At 70.2% G+C, this 19,826-nt stretch carries 16 protein-coding genes and 2 pseudogenes; 6 read left to right on the top strand and 12 right to left on the bottom strand.

Translation table 11 applies throughout. The annotated features are described in order from the left end of the window. The 7 genes and pseudogenes from ABZT06_RS33610 to ABZT06_RS33580 form a co-directional block, all read right to left on the bottom strand. Positions 1-335: pseudogene (locus ABZT06_RS33610) on the bottom strand (L-arabinose isomerase); the annotation flags it as partial. 20 nt (positions 336-355) lie between these two features. Then, on the bottom strand, positions 356-2,011 hold the full coding sequence (gene araB, locus ABZT06_RS33605) for a ribulokinase (protein ID WP_355749569.1): 1,656 nt from the start codon (positions 2,009-2,011) through the stop codon (positions 356-358). A gap of 92 nt (positions 2,012-2,103) precedes the next feature. Further along, positions 2,104-4,146, bottom strand: a complete 2,043-nt coding sequence (locus ABZT06_RS33600) for an RICIN domain-containing protein (RefSeq protein ID WP_355749566.1) — start codon at positions 4,144-4,146, stop codon at positions 2,104-2,106. 101 nt (positions 4,147-4,247) lie between these two features. Next, on the bottom strand, positions 4,248-5,753 hold the full coding sequence (locus tag ABZT06_RS33595) for an alpha-N-arabinofuranosidase (RefSeq protein WP_355749563.1): 1,506 nt from the start codon (positions 5,751-5,753) through the stop codon (positions 4,248-4,250). 50 nt (positions 5,754-5,803) lie between these two features. Next, entirely contained in the window at positions 5,804-6,706 is a 903-nt protein-coding gene (locus ABZT06_RS33590; protein WP_355749560.1) for a carbohydrate ABC transporter permease, read from the bottom strand. Further along, positions 6,703-7,698 (bottom strand): sugar ABC transporter permease, encoded by a 996-nt coding sequence (locus ABZT06_RS33585; RefSeq protein ID WP_355749557.1) that lies wholly within the window; start codon positions 7,696-7,698, stop codon positions 6,703-6,705. The genes ABZT06_RS33590 and ABZT06_RS33585 overlap by 4 nt, the downstream gene beginning before the upstream one ends. Positions 7,699-7,792: 94 nt before the next feature. Beyond that, entirely contained in the window at positions 7,793-9,148 is a 1,356-nt protein-coding gene (locus ABZT06_RS33580) for an extracellular solute-binding protein (protein WP_355749554.1), read from the bottom strand. A gap of 479 nt (positions 9,149-9,627) precedes the next feature. Between ABZT06_RS33580 and ABZT06_RS33575 the strand changes: the two genes are divergently transcribed. Continuing rightward, positions 9,628-10,674, top strand: a complete 1,047-nt coding sequence (locus tag ABZT06_RS33575) for a LacI family DNA-binding transcriptional regulator (protein ID WP_355749551.1) — start codon at positions 9,628-9,630, stop codon at positions 10,672-10,674. A gap of 161 nt (positions 10,675-10,835) precedes the next feature. Continuing rightward, positions 10,836-12,137 (top strand): alpha/beta hydrolase-fold protein, encoded by a 1,302-nt coding sequence (locus ABZT06_RS33570; RefSeq protein WP_355749548.1) that lies wholly within the window; start codon positions 10,836-10,838, stop codon positions 12,135-12,137. Here the strand turns inward: ABZT06_RS33570 and ABZT06_RS33565 are convergent. Further along, positions 12,130-12,771 (bottom strand): annotated as a pseudogene (locus tag ABZT06_RS33565) (transcriptional regulator); the annotation flags it as partial. The gene ABZT06_RS33570 and the pseudogene ABZT06_RS33565 sit on opposite strands and share 8 nt — an antisense overlap. A 135-nt stretch (positions 12,772-12,906) precedes the next feature. Further along, complete coding sequence (locus ABZT06_RS33560) at positions 12,907-13,512, bottom strand: phosphatase PAP2 family protein (protein WP_355749545.1); 606 nt, start codon at positions 13,510-13,512, stop codon at positions 12,907-12,909. Between the two features lie 121 nt (positions 13,513-13,633). Between ABZT06_RS33560 and ABZT06_RS33555 the strand changes: the two genes are divergently transcribed. From ABZT06_RS33555 to ABZT06_RS33545, 3 genes are all read left to right on the top strand, one after another. Then, entirely contained in the window at positions 13,634-14,005 is a 372-nt protein-coding gene (locus ABZT06_RS33555; RefSeq protein WP_355749543.1) for a BlaI/MecI/CopY family transcriptional regulator, read from the top strand. Beyond that, a complete protein-coding gene (locus ABZT06_RS33550; RefSeq protein ID WP_355749540.1) occupies positions 14,002-14,943 on the top strand; it encodes a M56 family metallopeptidase in 942 nt (313 codons plus the stop codon). Before ABZT06_RS33555 ends, ABZT06_RS33550 begins: the two co-directional genes overlap by 4 nt. 118 nt (positions 14,944-15,061) lie before the next feature. Further along, on the top strand, positions 15,062-15,862 hold the full coding sequence (locus ABZT06_RS33545; protein ID WP_355749537.1) for a hypothetical protein: 801 nt from the start codon (positions 15,062-15,064) through the stop codon (positions 15,860-15,862). Between the two features lie 52 nt (positions 15,863-15,914). On the opposite strand, the gene ABZT06_RS33540 is transcribed toward ABZT06_RS33545, so the two are convergent. Then, positions 15,915-16,889, bottom strand: coding sequence for an NAD(P)H-binding protein (locus ABZT06_RS33540; protein ID WP_355749534.1), 975 nt, complete (start codon positions 16,887-16,889; stop codon positions 15,915-15,917). A gap of 109 nt (positions 16,890-16,998) precedes the next feature. Next, positions 16,999-17,814 (bottom strand): oxidoreductase, encoded by an 816-nt coding sequence (locus ABZT06_RS33535; RefSeq protein WP_355749532.1) that lies wholly within the window; start codon positions 17,812-17,814, stop codon positions 16,999-17,001. 485 nt (positions 17,815-18,299) lie between these two features. On the opposite strand from ABZT06_RS33535, the gene ABZT06_RS33530 reads away from it, so the two are divergent. Beyond that, positions 18,300-19,001: an SDR family oxidoreductase gene (locus ABZT06_RS33530; protein ID WP_355749528.1), complete on the top strand. Its 702-nt coding sequence runs from the start codon at positions 18,300-18,302 to the stop codon at positions 18,999-19,001. Between the two features lie 228 nt (positions 19,002-19,229). Here the strand turns inward: ABZT06_RS33530 and ABZT06_RS33525 are convergent, their stop codons facing one another. Continuing rightward, the gene (locus ABZT06_RS33525; RefSeq protein ID WP_355749525.1) at positions 19,230-19,820 is read right to left on the bottom strand and encodes a hemerythrin domain-containing protein; all 591 of its coding nucleotides are present in this window, start codon (positions 19,818-19,820) and stop codon (positions 19,230-19,232) included. Between the last annotated feature and the right edge of the window lie 6 nt (positions 19,821-19,826).

The raw sequence follows: 19,826 nt of genomic DNA, 5'->3' as shown, positions 1-19,826 counted from the left end.
TTGTACTGGGTGTGCAGATGCAGCAGGGGCACGTCGAGGACGCTGAGTCCGGCGATCCACATCTTCGCCGGGGAGAAGGTGTGCATCCACACGATCACCCCCACGCAGGTGTCGGAGGCGGACGCTTCCTGGCACATCCGGCGGATCGACTCGGCGTCGGTCAGGACCGGCTTCCACACGATGCGCACCGGGATCTTCCCGGGGCCGCCGAGGATCTCGGCGATGTTCCTGGACTGCTTGGCGACCTGACGCAGCACGTCCTCGCCGTACAGGCCCTGGCTGCCGGTGAGAAACCAGATCTCCTGGTCGGGGTGGGTGGTCGTGTCGGTTTCCATGAGGGTTCCTTTCGAGAGGGTCAGGCGGAGGCCTCGGCGCGCAGCCGGCGCAGGCGGCGCATGACGTCGTTGGTGCCGCGGCCGAAGTAGTCGTGCAGCACCCGGTACTCCGCGTACAGGCGCTCGTAGGCCGCGGCCCGCTGGGGGTCCGGCAGGTAGAGGCCGCGGTGGACCTTGCCCATGGCGTGGGCGGCGGCGCGGATGTCGGGGTACGCCCCGGCGGCGACCGCGGCGTGCATCGCGGCGCCGAGCGCCGGGCCCTGGGTGGAGCCGATGACGCCCAGCGGGCGGCCGGTTACGTCGGCGTAGATCTGCATGAGCAGGGCGTTCTTGGTGAGGCCGCCCGCGACGATCAGTTCCCGTACCGGTACGGCGGCGGACTCGAAGGCGTCGATGATGGTGCGGGTGCCGAAGGCGGTGGCCTCCAGCAGGGCCCGGTAGATGTCCTCGGGGCGGGTGGAGAGCGTCTGTCCGATCAGCAGGCCGCTGAGGTCGTGGTCGACCAGCACCGAGCGGTTGCCGCTGTGCCAGTCGAGGGCCACGAGTCCGTGCTCGCCGACCTGCTGCCGGGCGGCCAGTTCGGTCAGGTACTCGTGCGCGGTCTGCCCGGCCGCCGCGGCCTTCTCGGCGTACTCGGCGGGGAAGCCGGTGCGGACGAACCAGGCGAAGATGTCGCCGACGCCGCTCTGCCCGGCCTCGTAGCCCCACAGGCCCGGCAGGATGCCACCGTCCACGACACCGCACATGCCGGGTACGGCGCCGAGCTGGTCGGAGCTCATGACGTGGCAGGTGGAGGTGCCCATGATGGCGACCATCTGGCCGGGCTCCACGGCCGCTGCCGCCGGGGCGGTGACATGCGCGTCGACGTTGCCGACGCAGACCGTGATGCCCTCGGGCAGTCCGGTCCAGGCGGCGGCTTCGGCGGTCAACGTCCCTGCCGGGGAGCCGAGTTGACCGATCGGCTGATCCAGCTTGTCGGTGACGAAACCGGCGAAGTCGGGGTGCAGAGCGCCCAGATAGGCGGGGGACGGGTAGACACCGTCCTGGTACTGGCCCTTGTATCCGGCGGTGCAGGCGTTGCGCAGATACGTGCCGCAGAGCTGCCACACGATCCAGTCCGCCGCCTCCACCCACCGCTCCATGCGGCCGTAGACCTCCGGGTCCTCCTCCAGGACCTGGAGCGCCTTGGCGAACTCCCACTCCGAGGAGATCTTGCCGCCGTAGCGCGGCAGCCACGGCTCCTTGCGCTCCTCCGCCAGCGCGTTGATCCGGTCGGCCTGGCCCTGCGCCGCGTGGTGGCGCCACAGCTTGACGTAGGCGTGCGGACGGGCGGTGTACTCGGGCAGTTCGCACAGGGGCGTGCCGTCGGCCAGCGTCGGCACCATCGTGCAGGCGGTGAAGTCGGTACCGATGCCGACGACCTGCTCGGGCGCCACTGAGGCGCGGGCGAGGGCCTCGGGTACGGCGGTGCGCAGGACGTCGACGTAGTCGGAGGGCACCTGCAGGGCCCAGTCCGGGGGCAGCCGGGTGCCGTCCGGCAGCTCCCGGTCCAGGACCGCGTGCGGGTAGACGTGCTCCGCCGACGCGAGCTCCGCGCCGTCGCGGACGCGGACGACGACGGCGCGGCCGGACAGGGTGCCGAAGTCGACACCCACGACGCAGGGTTCCTCGGGCATGGCGGCCCACCTCTCTTGTTCGGTATTACAAACACTGTTCGGGATCTTGATCAGAAGATCGGGGCCCGGACGGGTCCGGGCCCCCTGCGGGTTCAGTTGACCCGCACGACCTGCCACAGTTCGTCATCGGCGCCGTTGTCCGCCGACTGCACGATCAGCGCGCCGTTCGCGGTGGAGGCCGAGGCGACGTCCGCCACCAGGCCGCTGCCGGAGTTGACGAGCTTGTAGTAGCCGCCGCCCGCGTCCGTGAGCGTCCACTTCTGGGAGCTCGCGGTGGAGGAGGCGTTCTGGACGACGGCCGCGCCGGCCGAGGTCGAGCCGTTGTTGTCGAGGAACAGACCGCTGTTGACGTTCTTCACGGTCCACGCCCCGCCGCTCTGCGACTGGAAGGACCACAGCTGGCAGTTGTTGGCCGTGTTCACCCACTGGCCCGCCTGCTTGCCCGCGGTGGTGGAGGCCCCGGGGATCTCCAGGAACTTGCCGCTGTTCTTGTTGACCAGGCGGTACTGGCCGGTGGACAGGGTGGGCAGCGCGGTCTGGGCGAGGTTCCAGCGCTGGCAGGCGCAGCCGGTGTCGGACCACTGCCCGGCGGCGGTGCCCACGGTGGTGGAGGCGCTGGGGATCTCCAGGTACTTGCCGCTGATCCGGTTGGTGGCGGTGAAGCCGCCCGCCTGGTTCGGGGCGATCGCCCACTCGTGGTCGAGGGTGCCGTTGTCGTCCCACTGCACGACCTTGGCGCCGTTGGCGGTGGACTGGTTGGTCACGCCCAGCACCTTGCCGCTGGCCACGTTGAAGATCTTGAAGTAGCCGGAGGTCTGCTGGACGAACTTCCACTGCTGGTCGGTGGCGTTGTCGGCGTTCTGCTGGGTGGCGTTGATGCCGTTGGTGCTGGATCCGCCCGCGATGGCCAGCATCAGGTGGCTGTTGGCGTTGGACATGGTGTAGGTGGCACCGTCCGAGATGCCTCCGCCCAGGTCGATCGTGCCGTAGGTGACCGGGTTCTCACCGGTGCTGACCACGCCCGCGCTGAGGATCAGCAGGCTGTGGCCGTCGGCGAGGGGTACCATCCCGCGGCTGTAGCCGCGGGGGACGGTGGAGGCGATGCGCGTCCAGGAGCCCGCCGCGCCGTTCTGCGTGTTCAGGAAGAGGTCGGTGGTGCTCTGCGCGCTGACCGCCAGGGTGCCGTTGGGACCGCCGGTGGGAAGCCAGGTGATGTACGGAGCGCTGGTGGGCACGTACCCGTCGGTCGATCGCAGGACGTTGCCGGTGACGGAACCGAACGCCTCGGGGTCGGAGGAGATCTTGTAGTAGACCGCGAAGTTGGCTTCGGCCGCGCCCCCGTACTCGTACGTCATCACGTAGTTGCCGTTGGGCAGTCGCGAGACGACCGGCATGCCGGGGCGGTTGGTGTAGGTCGGCATGGCCACGTCGTCCACGACGGAGGACCAGGTGATGCCGTCGGTGGTGGTCTGGTGGACGATCTTCTGGGCGTGGTTGGGGTCACGCTGGTCGGAGTAGTACACGATCAGCTTGGAGCCGGACACCATCAGGAACGGCTCCCACACCGGGGTCTCGCCGTTGGTGACGTCGGCCTTGCCGCCCTGGGCGATGGAGCTGACGTACGACCAGCTGACGCCGTGGTCGGTGCTGGCGTACAGGTCCAGTTCGGTCGAGGACAGGTCGTTCGGGATGGAGTTGCCGGCGGCGAGGATCGTGCCGGCCGGGAAGTTGCCTATGGCGGTGGGCAGTTCGTACAGGAACGGCTGGTAGCGGTTGCCGAAGCCGTTGTGGGTGTCGCTGATGCTGGAGATCTGGGTCCAGCTGTTGCCGTTGTCCGTGCTGCGGTAGATCGGGAAGACGGGGGTGCCCGAGCTGTACTGCTCGAAGGTGGCGAGCAGGGTGCCGTTGGACGATCCGCTGTTCTGCAGACGGATGGCGCGCGGGTAGAGCGAGCCGGGCGACGGGGCGTTCGACGGCGGGGTGTACATCGTCTGCGAGGCGCGGGAGATCGCGTGCGCCTGGCCTGAAGCGGGGAGGACGAGGGCGACGGCGGCTGCGAGCAGGGCCAGCAGCAGGGTGATCGCCTGAGCGGTGGGTATGGCGCGGAGTCTTGCGCCTTCCCTGGTGGTGGACATGGGCGGCTCCCAAGGGATGTCCGAAGAGGGGATGGTGCGGGGCCCGCCGCTCCCGGGAGTAAAGGGGGGAGTCAGGAGCGGCGGGTGTCGGAGGGGAGTTGTCAGCCGGCGCGACGCAGCCGGACGACGTTCCAGGAGACGGGCGGCAGGCTCACCGTGAGGCGTCCGTCGGTGAGCGAACCGGTGTCGGCGGCGTACGGGCGGACCCGGTCGGGGTCGTCCTGGGTGTTGGTGGCGCGGACGTCAGGGTCGCTCAGCACCGCGTGCTCCACCGGGGCGTAACCGGGGAACGCGCGCAGGTCCAGGGTGAGTTCGACGTTGTCGCTCTGGTGCCGGTTGATCGCGAAGACGGTGAGCTCGTCGCCGTCGTGGGTGGCCACGGCGTCCACGACGGAGACCTCGCCGAAACGTTTCGTCTCATACGTCGGCGCGACCGGCTCCACCCGCAGGACCGTGCCGCGGGCGTGCCGGGCGGCCTGGGCGAAGGGGTGGAAGGTGGTCTGCCGCCAGCTCGGGCCGCCGGGCTCGCTGCGGATCGGGGCGATGACGTTGACGAGCTGGGCCAGACAGGCGGCGGTGACCCGGTCGCTGTTGCGCAGCAGGCTGATCAGCAGTCCGCCGACCACGACGGCGTCGGCGACGTTGTACTCGTCCTCGATCACCCGGGGCGCCACGGCCCAGTCGGTGGGCTTGCCCTGCGCCTCGAAACGGGTGTTGTACCAGACGTTCCACTCGTCGAAGGAGAGGTTGATCCGCTTCTTCCGGCCCAGCTTCGCCCGGATGTGGTCGGCGGTGGCGACGACCGACTCGACGAAGTGGTCCATGTCGACCCCGGAGGCCAGGAAGCTGCCGAGGTCGCCGTCGAGCTCCTCGTAGTAGGCGTGGCAGGAGATGTAGTCGACCTGGTCGTACGCCTCCTCCAGGACGGTCGCCTCCCAGGCGCCGAAGGTCGGCATCGAGGAGCTGGAGCTGCCGCACGCGACCAGTTCCAGCGCCGGGTCGACCATGCGCATGGCCCGGGCGGTCTCGGCGGCGATACGGCCGTACTCCTGGGCGGTCTTGTGGCCGGTCTGCCAGGGGCCGTCCAGCTCGTTGCCCAGGCACCACATGCGGATGCCGAAGGGGTCCTGGGCGCCGTTCTTGATCCGCTGGTCCGACCAGGCGGTCCCGCCCGGGTGGTTGCAGTACTCCAGCAGGTCGAGGGCCTCCGCCACGCCCCGGGTGCCGAGGTTGACGGCCATCATCGACTCGACGCCGGCCTTCTCGGCCCAGCGCTGGAACTCGTGCAGGCCAAACGCGTTGGTCTCGGTGCTGTGCCAGGCGAGGTCGAGGCGGGTCGGGCGGTCGGCGACCGGGCCGACGCTGTCCTCCCAGCGGAAGCCGGAGACGAAGTTGCCGCCGGGATAGCGCACGGCGGTCACACCCAGCTCGCGCACCAGGTCCAGGACGTCACGGCGCAGACCGTCCTCGTCGGCCGACGCGTGGCCGGGTTCGTAGATGCCGGTGTAGACGCAGCGGCCCATGTGCTCGACGAACGAGCCGAAGGTCCGGGGGCTCACGTCGGCGACGCGGAAGGCGGGGTCGACGGTCAGGGAGGCGTGCAGCATGGAGGTCGCTCCGGGGAGGTGCGCGAAAGGGGAGGGGCGAGGGGCTGGGCTCACTTGAGGCTTCCGACGGTCAGACCGCCGCGCCAGTACCGCTGGAGGAGAAGGAAGGCGACGATCAGCGGGAGGATCGCCACGAGTGAGCCCGCGATGACGAGGGTGAACAGCGCGTTGGCGCCGGACTGGATGAGCGCTCCCTGGTACCAGGACTGCAGGCCGACGGTCAGCGGGAACAGCTTGTCGTTGTTGAGCATGACCAGCGGCAGGAAGAAGTTGTTCCAGGTGCCGACCATGGAGAACAGCAGCACGGTGACCAGGGCCGGCTTCAGGGTCGGCAGCGCCACCGACCACAGCACCCGCAGCTCGCCCGCCCCGTCGACCCGGGCCGCCTCCAGCAGCTCGTCCGGCAGGGACTCCTGCACGTAGACCCGGACCAGGTAGACGCCGAACGGGTTGAGCAGCGAGGGCAGGATGACCGCCCACATGGTGTTGGTCAGCGCCACCTTGCTCAGCAGCAGATAGGTGGGGATGGCCAGCGCGGTCGCCGGGACCATGATGGCGCCCAGCAGGCTGGAGAAGAGCAGGTTGCGGCCGGGGAAGCGGTACTTGGCGAAGGCGTACCCGGCGAAGGTCGCCACGGCGGTCGCGCCGACACCGCTGACGCCCGCGTAGATCGCGGTGTTGCCCATCCAGCGCAGGTACTCGCCGTCGTTGTAGGTGAACAGCTGCTGGAGGTTGGTGAAGAAGGCGCCCGGCGAGTGGAACCAGAGGGCGGCGGTGGAGAACAGGGCGTCGTTGTCCTTGGTGGCGGCGACGACCAGCCACCAGAACGGCATCAGGAAGTACAGGATCATCGCCACCATCACCGCGTTGACGGTGACGCGTCCCCGGGCGGAGGACGTACGGCGGGGCGCCTGGACGGCGACGGCGGGGGCGGTGGCGGCGGCGGTGGTCACTTCAGTCCGCTCCTTTTGCGTGCGGCGAACAGGAAGAGGTAGGAGCCGATGAAGACCACCGCTCCGAGCGAGAAGGAGATGGCGGCGGAGTAGTTGAACTCCGAGTACTGGAAGGCGAGGTTGTAGGCGTAGAGGTTGGGCGTGTAGTCCGGGGTGATCACGGAGGACGCCGTCGGCTCCAGCACGCGCGGCTCGGTGAAGAACTGCAGGGTGCCGATGATGGTGAACATCAGCGTGAGCACCATGGCCGAGGAGATCATCGGGATCTTGATGCGCAGGGCCGTCTGGATCTGGCCGGCGCCGTCGAGCTTGGCCGCCTCGTAGACCTCGCGGGGCAGGCCCTGGAGGGCGGCGTACAGGACGATCATGTTGTAGCCGGTCCACTGCCAGGTCACGATGTTGCCGAGCGAGGTCAGCATCAGGCTGTGGCCGAGCAGGTCGACCTTCCCGGTGCCCAGGGCGTGGCTGAGGGAGTTCACCGGGCCGAAGGTCGGGCTGTACAGGAAGCCCCACATCAGGGCGCCGATCACCGCGGGCACGGCGTACGGCATGAACAGCGTCATCCGGAAGACCTTGGCGAGCTTGCCGGCGACCTCGTCGATGATGAGGGCGCCGAGCAGCGCGAGCCCCAGCATGACCGGGATCTGCACCAGGCCGAAGACCACCACGCGGCGCACACCGGACGTGAAGTGCGGGTCGGTGAAGGTCTGCTTGTAGTTGGCGAACCAGCTGAAGTGGTCACCGCCGACCAGGGTGGAGGTCCTCAGGCTCAGCCAGAAGGCGTACGCCAGCGGGGCCACCAGGAAGGCCGCGAAGAGCAGCCCGAACGGGGTGATCAGCAGCAGGCCCATGGCCTGGTGGCGGGTGTGGGCGGACTGCCGTCCGTTCCGGCGGCCCGCGCCCGATCCGGTCACAGGGGAGCGAAGTCCCTTTTTGCGGACGGTACTCGGTGGCGCGGCCGTCGCGGGTCCCTGCTGTCGGAGCAGGCTCATCACATCTCCTTGCGCGTCTTGCGGAGCCCCCGCCGGCGGGCGGTGCGACGCGCGGGCGCCGGCGGGGGCAGTGGGGGTCGGGGACTCGGGTCCGTTACTTGCTGACCTTGAATCCCTGCTTGCTCGCGTAGGAGGTCACCTGGTCCTGGACGTTGTCGTTCACCGAGGACCAGGGGGTCTGGCCCTGGACGGCCTTGCCCACCTCACTGGTGTCGGTGTTGTAGGCGAAGTCCTGGAACGGGCTCCAGTCGAAGGCCCCGATGCCGTTCGCGGCGGGCACGAACACCTTGTTGATCTGCTGGCCGCCGAAGAAGTCGTACTTCTTGTTCTTGAAGTACTCGCTGTTGAGGGTCGGGGTGGCCAGCGGGAACAGGTAGGCCTGGTCGATGCCGATCTTCCAGGCGCCCTGGGAGGTGCCGAAGAGCTCCCGGGCGACCTCGGTGGCCTCCTTGGGGTGCTTGGTCTGCGAGGTCACCGAGAAGCTGGAACCGCCCCAGTCGCCCTGGGCGTTGCCACCCGCCGTCCACTGCGGCAGCGGGGCCACCCGCCACTTGCCCGCGGTCTTCTGGGCGACGCTGGAGAGGTAGCCCGGCCCCCAGCCGGCCGCGATGTACGTGGCGTACTTGCCGGTGCTGAGGCCGTTGTAGAAGTCCGTGGTGGCGTACGACTGGGTGTCGACCAGCTTGTTCTTGACCAGGTCGCCCCAGTAGTCGTACACCTTCTTGGCGTTGTCGTCGTTGAGCTTGACCCCGATGTCGGGCAGCTTGCTCGCCGAGTAGGTGTAGGGGCGGGAGCCGGCCTGCCACGTCAGGCCCTGGCGCCAGCCGGCGGCCGTCTCGTCGCTGCCGAAGTCGGTCATGTAGGCGCTGGGGTCGGCCTTGTGCAGCTTGGCGGCCTGCTCCTTGTACTCGGCCCAGGTGGTGGGCACCTTCAGGTGGTACTTCTTGAAGAGGTCGGCGCGGTACATCATCGCCATCGGGCCGCCGTCGACCGGGATCGCGTAGACGTGGTCGCCGTCGGAGGCCTGCTTCCAGGCCCAGTCGACGTAGTTGCCCTTGTCGTCGTTCGCGCCGTACTTGCCCATGTCGAGCAGGCCCTTGGTGAGCTGGATGGTGGGCAGCTCCTGGAACTCCAGCATGACGACGTCGGGGGCGCCCTGGCCCGCCTTGAGCGCGGTCTTCAGCTTGGTGTACTCGTCCTGGCCGACGCCCGCCTGCACCCAGTCGACCTGGACGTCCTTGTGGGTCTTGTTGAACTCGGCCACGACCTGCTTGAACTGCGGGTACCAGGCCCACACCTTGATGTGCACCGGACCGCTGCCCGTGGAGCCGCTGCCGCTGCCGCCGCCCGACCCGCAGGCCGCGAGGAGCACGCCGGCGAGGGCGGCGGAGGTCGCCGCGACCGCGGTGCGCCGGACGGAACGGGACGTGGGCCTTCTGGTGGAGGACATGAGCAAACTCCTGGGTGTGGTGCCCGAGGGCAGGGGCGAGGGTGGCAAGGCGGAGGTACGCCGGACACACGGGGGTCCGGTGAGGTGGCGCCGAGGGCATGCGGGCACTGCGGCACTGGTGAGGAGGCGGACGCCGGCCGGCGCGGGAGGGTGGGCGCGGGTGACGTCGGTGAAGGTGAGAGACAGCTCGGTGATCAGCGCACGGGCGCTGTCAGACCACCGTGAGTAAAGAGTGAAGCCCTGTCATGGCCGGTGCGGCTCCCGGCTCCTGAGTGGCTGTTCCCACTGCGGCTCCTACGGTCCGGTCCGCGACGCGGTGACGTCACGGTCCCTGGGTTCCCGACCCGGCTGGATCAGGCCCCCTTCTGCTACGCTCTGCAGCGCTGCAAAAGTGTTAACCGAGAAGTTGCCGCGCTGCAAGAGGTAACCGGGAAGAAACTTTCAGCGCTGAAACCGGCCTATGGGACGAAGGTGTGCATATGGCAAATGGCGTCACACTCCGCGACGTCGCGGCGCTCGCCGGCGTCTCCAGCCGGACTGTCTCCAACGTGGTCAACGGCTACGCACCGGTCTCCGAGGCCATGCGCGCCCGGGTGCAGAAGGCTGTCGACGAGCTCGGCTACCAGCCCAACGTCCTGGCCCGCAACCTCGCCTCCGGCCGGTCGGGCCAGATCGCGGTGGTGGTGCCGTACCTGGACACGCCCTACTTCGCCGAGCTGTCGCAGGGCATCATCCGGGCGGCCCGGGTGCGGGGGTACAACGTCCTGATCGATCAGACCGACGGCGACGCGGAGCACGAGAAGCTGTTCCTGAGCCGCGGCTCCCAGCAACTGCTGTTCGACGGCGTCATCTTCAGCCCCCTGGGCCTGGCCCAGTCCGACCTGGGCGAGCGCGACGCCAACCTCCCGCTGGTCGTGCTCGGAGAGCGGGTGAGCGACGGCGGCTTCGACCACGTCGGCATCGACGACGTCACCGCCTCCCGGGAGGCCACGGAACATCTGCTCGGCCTCGGCCGGCGCCGCGTCGCCGCGATCGGCGACCAGCCCTACCGCACCGGTGAGGCAGCCCAACTGCGCACCCAGGGCTACCGGTTGGCCCACGAGCGGGCCGGGGTGCCGGTGCGCGAGGAACTCGTCATCTCCACCCCGCGCTTCAACCGGTCCGACGGCGCGAGCGCCATGGCGCACCTGCTCGACCTGGAGGAGCCGCCCGACGCGGTCTTCTGCTACAGCGACCTGGTGGCCCTGGGCGCCCTGCACACGCTGGCCGCGCGCGGGCTGCGCGTCCCCGAGGACGTCGCCGTCGTCGGCTACGACGACATCGAGGACGGCCGCTACTCGAACCCGCCCGTCACGACCATATCGCCGGACAAGAAGATGATCGCCGAGACGGCGGTGACGCGACTGCTCAAGCGGATCGGCAGCTCGACGCCGGTCCCCGGCATGGAGATCCGGGCGCCGCACCGGCTCGTCAAGCGGGCGAGCACCATGGGGCGGCAGGCGCTGGACACGGCCGACGGAGCCTGAACGCGAGGACCGCTGCCCGTGCCGCTGTTCCGGACGGCCCGTACCCCTTTTGCAGTAAGAAGCGCACCCCTTTTGCACTGATTGGGGAACGCGGAGGATTCCAGAGCCCTCCTTCTGTATGAAGGAAACCTCACAGGTAGGGAAATCGGGGATCAACCGGTATGGGTCTGACCAGCGAGACGACCGTGTATGTGATGGCTGCCCTCGCCGCCGTGTGTGTGGCACTGCTGGTCTGGTGCTGGCCACGGTTCGCCCGGCAGGGACTGCTGCAGGTGCTCGGGCGCCTGGTGGCCCTCGGGACGACCCAGGTGGTGATCATCGCGGCGTTCGCGTGCTGGCTGAACTCGTCGTACCAGTTCTTCGGTTCGTGGGGCGAACTCTTCGGCAACGTGGAGACCGCCCCCGTCGGGGTGACACAGGCGGGGGACCACGGCGGCCCCGGCACCGTGAACGGCGTCGCCGTGAAGGGGGCGCTGGTGCAGCCCGCCACCGACGAGCAGCTGAGCCGGGTCAGCGGACTGCCCACCGGCCCCGCCGCGGTGAACGGGCGGGTGGAGTCCGTGAAGGTCGTCGGCCGCCGCACGGGCGTGGTCGACCCGGCCTTCGTCTACCTGCCGCCGCAGTACTTCCAGAAGGCGTACCAGCGGCAGCGCTTCCCGGTGATCGTCGCGCTCAGCGGCTACCCGGGCAGCATCTTCAACCTCGCCCAGTACCTGCGGGTGTCACAGACGGCCGGAGCACTGCAGAAGAGCGGTCAGATGCAGCCGACCATCATGGTGATGATCCGGCCGACGATCGCCCCGCCGCGCGACACCGAGTGCGTGGACGTACCGGGCGGCCCGCAGACCGAGACCTTCCTGGCCAAGGACCTCCCCGACGCCCTGAAGTCCGCCTACCGGGTGGGCCACGACGCCAGTGCCTGGGGGGTCATGGGCTACTCCTCCGGCGGCAGTTGCGCCCTCCAGCTGACGATGCGTGATCCGGGCGTGTATACGACGGCCGCCGCCCTGTCGCCCGACTACAAGGTCAAGGACGACCCGACGACCGGCAATCTCTTCGGCAACGGCCCGAGCCGCATCAAGCGGATCAACGGCCACGACCTGATGTGGCGGCTCAAGCACCTGCCGGTCCCCGAGGTCTCCGTCCTGGTGGCCGAGAGCAAGCACGGTGAGCGCGGTTATCCGCAGACGCAGGCCTTCATCAAGGCCGTCAGGGCACCCATGCGTGTCGTGTCGATCCTGCCCGAGCACGGCAGCCACAACTTCCCGACCTGGGTGCAGGAGATGCCCCCCGCCCTGAAGTGGATGAACCAGCAGCTGACATTTCCCCAGGACGTGGTCCCCCGCCACCACAGGAAGGGGGCGGTGGTCGCCGACCCGAAGCCCGGACACGACCCCCTGCGCGCCGACGGCCCGGAGCCCACGCCGACGGCCACGAGGTCCCGGCCGGGACCCCTCAGGTGAGCGGTGGCGGCGCGGGCAGGTGCTGGTCGGCGGCCCAGGAGGCGAGGACGCGCAGCCGCTCGTGGGTGGGGGAGCCGGGGGCGGCGGTCCAGACGGTCAGGTTCTGGTCGGGGTCGGTGCCGGCGGTGAGGGTGTCCCAGTCCAGGACGAGTTCCCCCACGACCGGGTGACGCGGGGTCTTCGTGACCACCGTGCGGGCGGCGACGTGGTGATCGCCCCACCAGCGCGCGAACTGCTGGTCCCGCATGGACAGTTCGCCGACCAGCTCGATCAGGCGGGGGTCGTCGGGATACTTCGCGGCCTCCATGCGCAGCTGGGCCACGGAGATGTGCGCGGAGGTCTCCCAGCCGGCGTACAGGGTGCGCATGGCGGGGTCGGTGAAGATGATCCGGGGATAGGTGCGGTGCTTCTCCGCGAGGCGGGAGAAGTCGGTGACCAGGGCGGCGGCCAGGGCGTTCCAGGCGAGGACGTCCCCGTGCCGGCCCTGGACGACGGCCGGGGTGGCGGTGAGGTCGTCAAGGACCCGCTGGAGCTGCGGCTGGACCTTCTGCCGGCTGCGGCGCCTGGCGCGGGGGCCGGGCTTGCCGGCGAGCTGGAAGAGGTAGCCGCGCTCGTCGTCGACCAGGTGGAGGAGCACATCGTCCTGTGGGAGGTCACCGGCGACGGCACCCCCGAGACGACCTGGGCCGAACCGGTCACCGACCAGCAGTACGACGCCCCCCGCACCCGCGGCCGGTAGTCCCGGCCAGGTCGGCGGCATCCCCGCGGATCACGGATCCACCAGCAGCGGCCGCAGCCGTGTCGCGCTCAGCCGTCGTACCAGCGCGTCGGGCCGGCTGCGCAGGGCCGCGGTGAGCAGCAGGGCGACGAGCGCGCCGACCGCGAGACCGGCCACCACGTCGTGCGGGTAGTGGGCGCCGACCCAGACCCGGGAGGCGGCCATCGCGAGCGCGGCCACGGCGGCGAGCGCGCCGAGCCGGCGGGAGACGAAGAACAGCGCGACGGCGGCCGCGGCGGCCACCGCCGCGTGGTTGCTCGGGAAGGACCAGTCGCCCGGCGCCGGACACGCCTCCAGCGTCGTCACCCGCAGGCTCCGGCAGGGGCGGTCCTCCCGCACCACCAGTTTCAGCGCGTCGTCGACCGCGTACGCGAGGACGACCGTCACCGGTGCGGCCAGCGCGATCACCGCCTCATGCGAGCCGACGTGGCGCGCCCGCCACCAGCCCACGACCATGAGGACGGCGAACAGCGCCAACCCGTACGTCGACCAGGCGGACACCAGGCCGTCCAGCCAGGCGGGGGAGCGGTGGGCGAGGTCCACCACGTCGGTGTAGGCGGAACCGTCGACCGGGGCTCCGTCGAAGGCGAGCAGCATCCCTCGATCCCCCTTCTGTTTCACTGGACGGACGGGGGCACGTGGACACGCCACCCGAGCGACTACAATCCTGTAGACGGTCTACTGCACTGTAGACGATGGCGGGGTGAGGATCGTTCCCATGAGCGAAGCGAAGGACGAGCGACGGCCGGCCGGTGAGCTGGAAGCCACCGTGATGGCCGCCCTGTGGGCCGCGGGCGTGCCCCGCACACCGGGGCAGGTGCAGACCGACCTCGCCGTCGACCTGGCCCGCACCACCGTGACGACGATCCTGACCCGCCTGCACGACAAGGGGGTCGTCGGCCGCGAGCGGCAGGGGCGCGGCTTCGCGTACTTCCCCGTCGAGGACGCCCCCGGCCTCACCGCCCGCCGCATGCACAGCGAACTCGACCGGGACACCGACCGCGAGACGGTCCTGGCCCGCTTCGTCGCCCGGCTCAGCACCGACGACGAGCGGATCCTGCGCGAGCTCCTGGAGGCGGATGAGCAATGACCGCTCCGCAACTGGCCCTGCTGCTCGTCCCGTTGGTCCTGCCGTTCGCCGTACGGGCGCTGGCCGGGCGGGCACTCGACCGCCTCCACCCGGTCGCCGCGCTCTGGACGCTGACCCTCAGCGCGCTCGTACTGGCCGCCGCCTCCGTGTCCGCGCTCGGGGCGCTGGTCCTGACGGGCCTGCTCAAACTGCCCCTCTTCGCCGCGCTCGGCGAACTCGTCCGCCCCCTTCCCACACCGCCGAACACCCTCGTCCTGCCCGTGGCCGCGGCGGCCACCGGCGTTCTCACCGTGAGCGCGTGGACCCTGCTGCGCTCGGCCGTGCGCCAGTTCCATGCCTTCCGCTCCGCCCGCAGGCAGGCGGATCGCAGCCCCACCGCGGGCGACCTGTGCGTCATCGACTCGCCCCACCCGGACGCGTACGCCCTGCCCGGTCGGCCGCACCGCATCGTCGTCACCACCGCGATGCTCCGCAGCCTCGGCCCCGCCGAGCGCGAAGCCCTCTTCGCCCACGAGCGCGCCCACAACACGGGCGGCCACCACCGCTTCCTGCTCGCCGCGGAGATCGCGGCCCACTGCCACCCCGGCCTGCGCAGCCTCCGCGACACCGTCCGACTCGCCGCGGAACGCGTCGCCGACGAGGCCGCCGCGACCGCCGTCGGAGACCGGCGCCTGACCGCGCGGGCGATCGCCCGCGCCGCCCTCGCCGCCCACGCCTCGGATTCCACCCGGCCGGACTTCGCCGCCGCCGCGACCACCGGCCCCGTGCCGCAACGCGTCGCCGCCCTCCTCGCCCCTCCCGCGCGGCGCCCCCGTACGGCGTCCTGGATCGCCCTGCTCCTCGCCGCCTGCACCGCGTTCTCGGCCTGTGCCGCGGCGGCCGGCGTGGTCACCTTCCACCACGAGGTGGAGGTGGCGCAGGGCGAGGAGTCCCGCTGACCCCCGCCCGCGCCTTCCACAACACCGGCCACCAAAAGGAAACTTACCCACCAGAAGCCCAAAAACTATGGCAAAGCGGTCTGGGGCAGGGGCGGTTGACCGTGTCATCGTGCGGCCCATGACGACACAGCACCTCCTTGACGGCCTGGACGACCGGTCCCGCCATCCCCTGCGCCCGATGGCGAACAAGGTGCCCGAAGTGACGGTTCTCTTCTGGATCATCAAGGTCCTGACCACCGGCATGGGGGAGACGGCGTCCGACCTCCTGGCCCGGGTGCTCGGCCCGGTACCGGCGGTCGCCGTCGGCGGTGTCGCCCTGGTGGCCTCCCTGGCGATGCAGTTGACCGTCCGTCGTCACATCGCGTGGGTCTACTGGACCGCCGTCGTCATGGTCAGCGTCTTCGGCACGATGGCGGCCGACGTCCTGCACGTCGGCCTCGGCGTCCCCTATGCGGTCTCGACCCCCGCGTTCCTCGCCGTCCTGGCCGCCGTCTTCGTCCTCTGGTACGCGAGCGAGCGCACGCTGTCCATCCATAGCGTCCGGACCCGCCGACGCGAGACGTTCTACTGGGCGGCCGTACTCGCCACGTTCGCCCTCGGTACCGCGGCGGGTGATCTCACCGCCACCGCGGGCCTCGGCTACCTGGGTTCGGTCCTCCTCTTCGCGGCCGCGATCTGCGTGCCCGCCCTGGCCCACCGCTTCAGCGGCCTCGACGCGGTGACCGCCTTCTGGGCCGCGTACGTCATCACCCGCCCCCTCGGCGCCTCGCTCGCCGACTGGATGGCGGTGAACGGCTCCCGCGGCGGCCTCGCGCTGGGGCTGGAGCCGGTCACCCTGGCGTGGACCCTCGCCATCCTGGGCCTCGTCGCCTACCTGGCCGCGTCACAGCGCGAGGGGCGTGTCCGCGCGGCGGCCTGACCGGCCGTCATGCGGTGCGGGACGACCGTTGCGCGCCGGCCTGCCCCGCGGCTCAGGCGGTCGCCAGGTTCTGGAGCCGCGGGTGGTTCTCCAGTGCCCACCGCACGGTCTTCGGCGGCCGCCCGAGCAGGGGTTCCAGCTCGTCGGTGATGCCGCCGTATCCTCCGCGGCCGATGATCCGGGTCAGGGTCTTCAGGTGCTCCGCGATGTGCGGGTACGCGGACATGTGGGTGTCCACGTAGGTCTGGTTCCAGGTTTCGATGTCTTCGGGAACATACGTGACGGGCCGTCCCAGTACGGCGGCGAAGTCCTCCGCGATCCCGTGCATGTCCTTCAGCTCCGGGCCGGTGAGCGCGTAGGACCTGGCGATGTGCGGCGCCGGGTCGGCCAGGATCTTCGCGCACACTTCCGCGACATCGTGACCGGCGATGGGTGTGAGCCGGTGGTCGCCGAAGGGCAGGCGCAGTTCACCGTCGGCCAGTGCGCCCAGGGCCAGCCAGGTCATGATCGGGTTCTCGACGAAGAAGGCCGCCTGGATGTTGACGGTCGGCAGGCCGGACCACTCCAGCACCTGCTCGGCGACCCAGTGGGCACGCTGCTGCGGCGACCAGTCGGCGACGAGCCCGCCGAGCCGCGCACGCCGTTCCTCCTCCGGCGCGGTCATCCTGTCGAAGGTCATGAACGACTGCTCGTACTCGGAGATGTTGACGAACACCTCGATGTCGCCCTGGGCCCGCGCGGCCGCGGCCATCAGGCTGACGGCGTCGGTGTAGTACGGGGAAAGGCTCATGCTGAAGTAGATGCGCCTCACGCCCTTCAGCGCGGCGCTCACGTCGGCGATGGTGAGCAGGTCGCCGACGAAGACCTCGGCCCCGGCCTGGCGGAGCGCGTGGGCGCGTTCGTCGTCCTGTCGCACGAACGCCCGTACCGGGTGCCCCTGTCCGAGCAGCATGTCGACCATCGTCCGGCTCACACCACCGATTTCGCCGGCGGCACCGGTGATCAGGATGGGATGGCGCTCTGGCATGAGGGTGTCCTCTTTCTGGTGGGGGTGGGGGTGCGGGTGCGGGGGGTATGGGTGTTGGGGGGCAGCTGTGCAGAAGGGCCAGTGGGCCGTCTCCGCCTGGGGGCGCGCGTCAGCCGGCCAGGTGGTTGATCTTGCGGATCTGCTTGTCGAAGGCCCGGGCGGGCACGAGACGGCGCAGTGTGCTCACGCGTCCGGCCGTGGGGCCGGCGGTGTAGCGCAGCTTCGGCCGGGCGTCGGTCGCCGCCGCGACGATCGTTCGGGCGACGACGGCGGGGGCGTCGCCTTCCCTGGTCGCCTCCGCCAGCACGCGGCCGACGGTCTGCCGCTGCTTCGCGTACGCGTCCAGAGGCGTGTCCGGCCTCCCGCTGTTGGCCTCGAATCCGGTGCTGGTGTAGGCGGGTTCGACGAGAAGGGCCCGGACGCCGTGCTCACGGACCTCGTGGTCCAGGGACTCGGTGTAGCCCTCGATCGCGTGCTTGGAGGCGGCGTAGACGGCCATGTACGGCTGGGGCATGAACCCGAGTACGGACGAGATGTTGATGACGCGCCCGCCTCGCCGGGCGCGCATGTGGGGCAGGACCTCCGTCACCATGCGCATGACCCCGAAGACGTTGGTGTCGAAGACGGCCTGGGCCTGCTCGACGGAGGTCTCCTCCGCCGCGCCCGTCGAGCCGACGCCGGCGTTGTTGACCAGGACGTCGATCCGACCGAACCGCTCGCTGACCTCCTGGACCGCCGCGGCGACCGAGGCGTCGAGGGCGACGTCGAGGGCGACGAAGGTCACGCCGTCGAGCGGGGCGACGCGGGAGGGGTCCCGGCTGGTGCCGACCACGTCGAAACCCGCTGCGACGAGCGCGAGCGCGGTTGCCTTGCCGATGCCTGAAGAGGCGCCCGTCACGAGTGCCACCGGTCGAACTGTCGTCATGCCGACTCCCGAGCTCATCGAAAACCGATCGGTTTCCACTACGGTAAACTGATCGGTTTTCGGATGCAAGCTCAGGCGGGAAGGAGGGATGTGGTGCAGTCCCTTGCGGCACGGGGAACAGCGAACTCAAGGCCCCCAGGGCGAGCCATGAAACATGAAGGGGCCGCCTCGAACCGCACGGCCTCGTCTTCGGCGGTGTGGTGACCGTGGACACGGCGGCCGGGCTCAAGCGGGTGCTCAAGTTCTCCGCGGCCGCCGTCGCGATCCGCGATCTTGAGATGGCCGCGCCCTCATCGTCATGCAGGTCGGCCGGGCGGGCCGGGCAGGCCAGTGGAGAGCTCACCGCCCCAGGGGTCCGCGGATGCGGAACGCCGCGCTGAAGCCGCCTCCCGCGACTGTTCGCGGTCCTGAGCTTGCACTGGGAAACCGATCGGTTTACTGTAGTGCTCGGAAACCGGTCGGTTTCACATTCTCTGGAGGCAGTCATGACCGCATTGAAGGGCGCAAACGTCTTCGTCACCGGCGGCAGCCGAGGCATAGGCAAGGCGCTGGTGGAGGAGCTGTACGCGCGAGGGGCCGCCAAGGTCTACGCCACCGCCCGCGACCCGCGCAGTGTGACGCACCCCGACGCGGTCCCGGTGGCGCTGGAGGTCACCGACCCCACCTCCGTGGCGGCCGCCGCCGCGCAGGCGCAGGACGTCACCGTACTGATCAACAACGCAGGTGCCTCGGTCGGCGCCTCCTTCCTCGACTCCCCGGTGGACGACGTACGCCGGGAGTTCGAGACCAACTTCTACGGCCCACTGCTTCTCACCCGTGCCTTCGTGCCGGTCATCGAGCGCAACGGCGGCGGCCACCTCCTCAACGTGCACTCCGTGCTCTCCTGGATCGCCCTCGGCGGCTCCTACAGCGCCTCCAAGGCCGCCCTGTGGTCGCAGACCAACTCCCTGCGCCTGGAGCTCCAGCCGCGCGGCATCTCCGTCACCGGACTGCACGTCGGATACGTCGACACCGACCTGGCGGCAGGCGTCGAGGCACCCAAGTCCAACCCCCGTGACGTCGCCGCACTCGCCCTCGACGGGGTCGAGACGGGCGCGTACGAGGTACTCGCCGACGACATCTCACGGCAGGTAAAGGCGGGCCTGGCCGGCGACATCGCCGGGCTGTACGCCCAACTCGCCGAGTAGGACTCGGAGTCGGCACCTTCCGGGGACCACCAGCCACACCATCGCCCCACGCGCGGAACACGACAGCCGCGAGGGCACGCTGCGTGGTCGGTGGCCCGCAGGCATCAGGCGTCCCGCCCGTAGGTAGCACGCCAGGTTCGCCAGGCCTCTGGTTGCTGGTCGTGGGTGCCGTGCCGTCCCGCCGGCCCGGGGCACCCCGTGCGGCGCCCGGTTTGGCGGCTGCCGGGGTCAGCCGTTGCTGCCGGCCTTGCGGATGGCGTCCTTCGTGCGGTCCATCAGGGCCGCGACGGGGCCCAGGGCCATGTTGGCCGCGCCGGACTCGACACCGGGGTGGGGCCGGGTGGGGGCCATGGCCTGCGCGGCTTTGACGGCCTTGGCCATCGCGGCGAGGTTGGTGACGTCGGTGCTGCGGCGGATGTGCGTGAACTCGTAGCGTTCCTCCGCCCGGGCGTGCTCCTGCACGTCCTTGCGGAGCTTCATGAGCCGGGGCATGAACGTCGGGTCGTCGGTGTCCATGTCGTCCAGCCGGGCGAGGGTCTCCTTGGCGGCCTTCTCCTCGGCGAGCCGGTCCTCGACGATCTGCTTGCCCCCGGAAACCGCCCGCCGGACGAAGGGATGGACGATCTCTTCCTCGGCGGTCTCGTGCACGGCCAGCAGGCGTACGAGCCGGTGGAAGGCATCGCGGCGTTCCTCGCCCCCGCTCTGCTCGACCTCGTCGAAGAGGTTGCGGATGCCGCCGTGCTGGCGCATGAGGAGCCCGACGACGTCGATGTCGGGAGAGTGGTCGTCACCGGCGTGCGGGGTGTGCAGTTCGGACATGGTCGG

Origin of the sequence: Streptomyces sp. NPDC005483, assembly GCF_040606035.1 — a bacterium.
Classification (GTDB): domain Bacteria; phylum Actinomycetota; class Actinomycetes; order Streptomycetales; family Streptomycetaceae; genus Streptomyces.
This window is presented reverse-complemented; position numbering and strand designations above follow the sequence as displayed.

Bases quoted from the DNA above. Each gene is read 5' to 3' on its own strand.
- araB (WP_355749569.1), bottom strand. From the start codon at position 2,011: ATGCCCGAGGAACCCTGCGTCGTGGGTGTCGACTTCGGCACCCTGTCC.
- ABZT06_RS33570 (WP_355749548.1), top strand. From the start codon at position 10,836: ATGGGTCTGACCAGCGAGACGACCGTGTATGTGATGGCTGCCCTCGCC.
- ABZT06_RS33560 (WP_355749545.1), bottom strand. From the start codon at position 13,512: ATGCTGCTCGCCTTCGACGGAGCCCCGGTCGACGGTTCCGCCTACACC.
- ABZT06_RS33545 (WP_355749537.1), top strand. From the start codon at position 15,062: ATGACGACACAGCACCTCCTTGACGGCCTGGACGACCGGTCCCGCCAT.
- ABZT06_RS33525 (WP_355749525.1), bottom strand. From the start codon at position 19,820: ATGTCCGAACTGCACACCCCGCACGCCGGTGACGACCACTCTCCCGAC.
- ABZT06_RS33550 (WP_355749540.1), top strand. From the start codon at position 14,002: ATGACCGCTCCGCAACTGGCCCTGCTGCTCGTCCCGTTGGTCCTGCCG.
- ABZT06_RS33585 (WP_355749557.1), bottom strand. From the start codon at position 7,698: ATGAGCCTGCTCCGACAGCAGGGACCCGCGACGGCCGCGCCACCGAGT.
- ABZT06_RS33530 (WP_355749528.1), top strand. From the start codon at position 18,300: ATGACCGCATTGAAGGGCGCAAACGTCTTCGTCACCGGCGGCAGCCGA.
- ABZT06_RS33540 (WP_355749534.1), bottom strand. From the start codon at position 16,889: ATGCCAGAGCGCCATCCCATCCTGATCACCGGTGCCGCCGGCGAAATC.
- ABZT06_RS33535 (WP_355749532.1), bottom strand. From the start codon at position 17,814: ATGACGACAGTTCGACCGGTGGCACTCGTGACGGGCGCCTCTTCAGGC.
- ABZT06_RS33600 (WP_355749566.1), bottom strand. From the start codon at position 4,146: ATGTCCACCACCAGGGAAGGCGCAAGACTCCGCGCCATACCCACCGCT.
- ABZT06_RS33575 (WP_355749551.1), top strand. From the start codon at position 9,628: ATGGCAAATGGCGTCACACTCCGCGACGTCGCGGCGCTCGCCGGCGTC.
- ABZT06_RS33595 (WP_355749563.1), bottom strand. From the start codon at position 5,753: ATGCTGCACGCCTCCCTGACCGTCGACCCCGCCTTCCGCGTCGCCGAC.
- ABZT06_RS33580 (WP_355749554.1), bottom strand. From the start codon at position 9,148: ATGTCCTCCACCAGAAGGCCCACGTCCCGTTCCGTCCGGCGCACCGCG.
- ABZT06_RS33555 (WP_355749543.1), top strand. From the start codon at position 13,634: ATGAGCGAAGCGAAGGACGAGCGACGGCCGGCCGGTGAGCTGGAAGCC.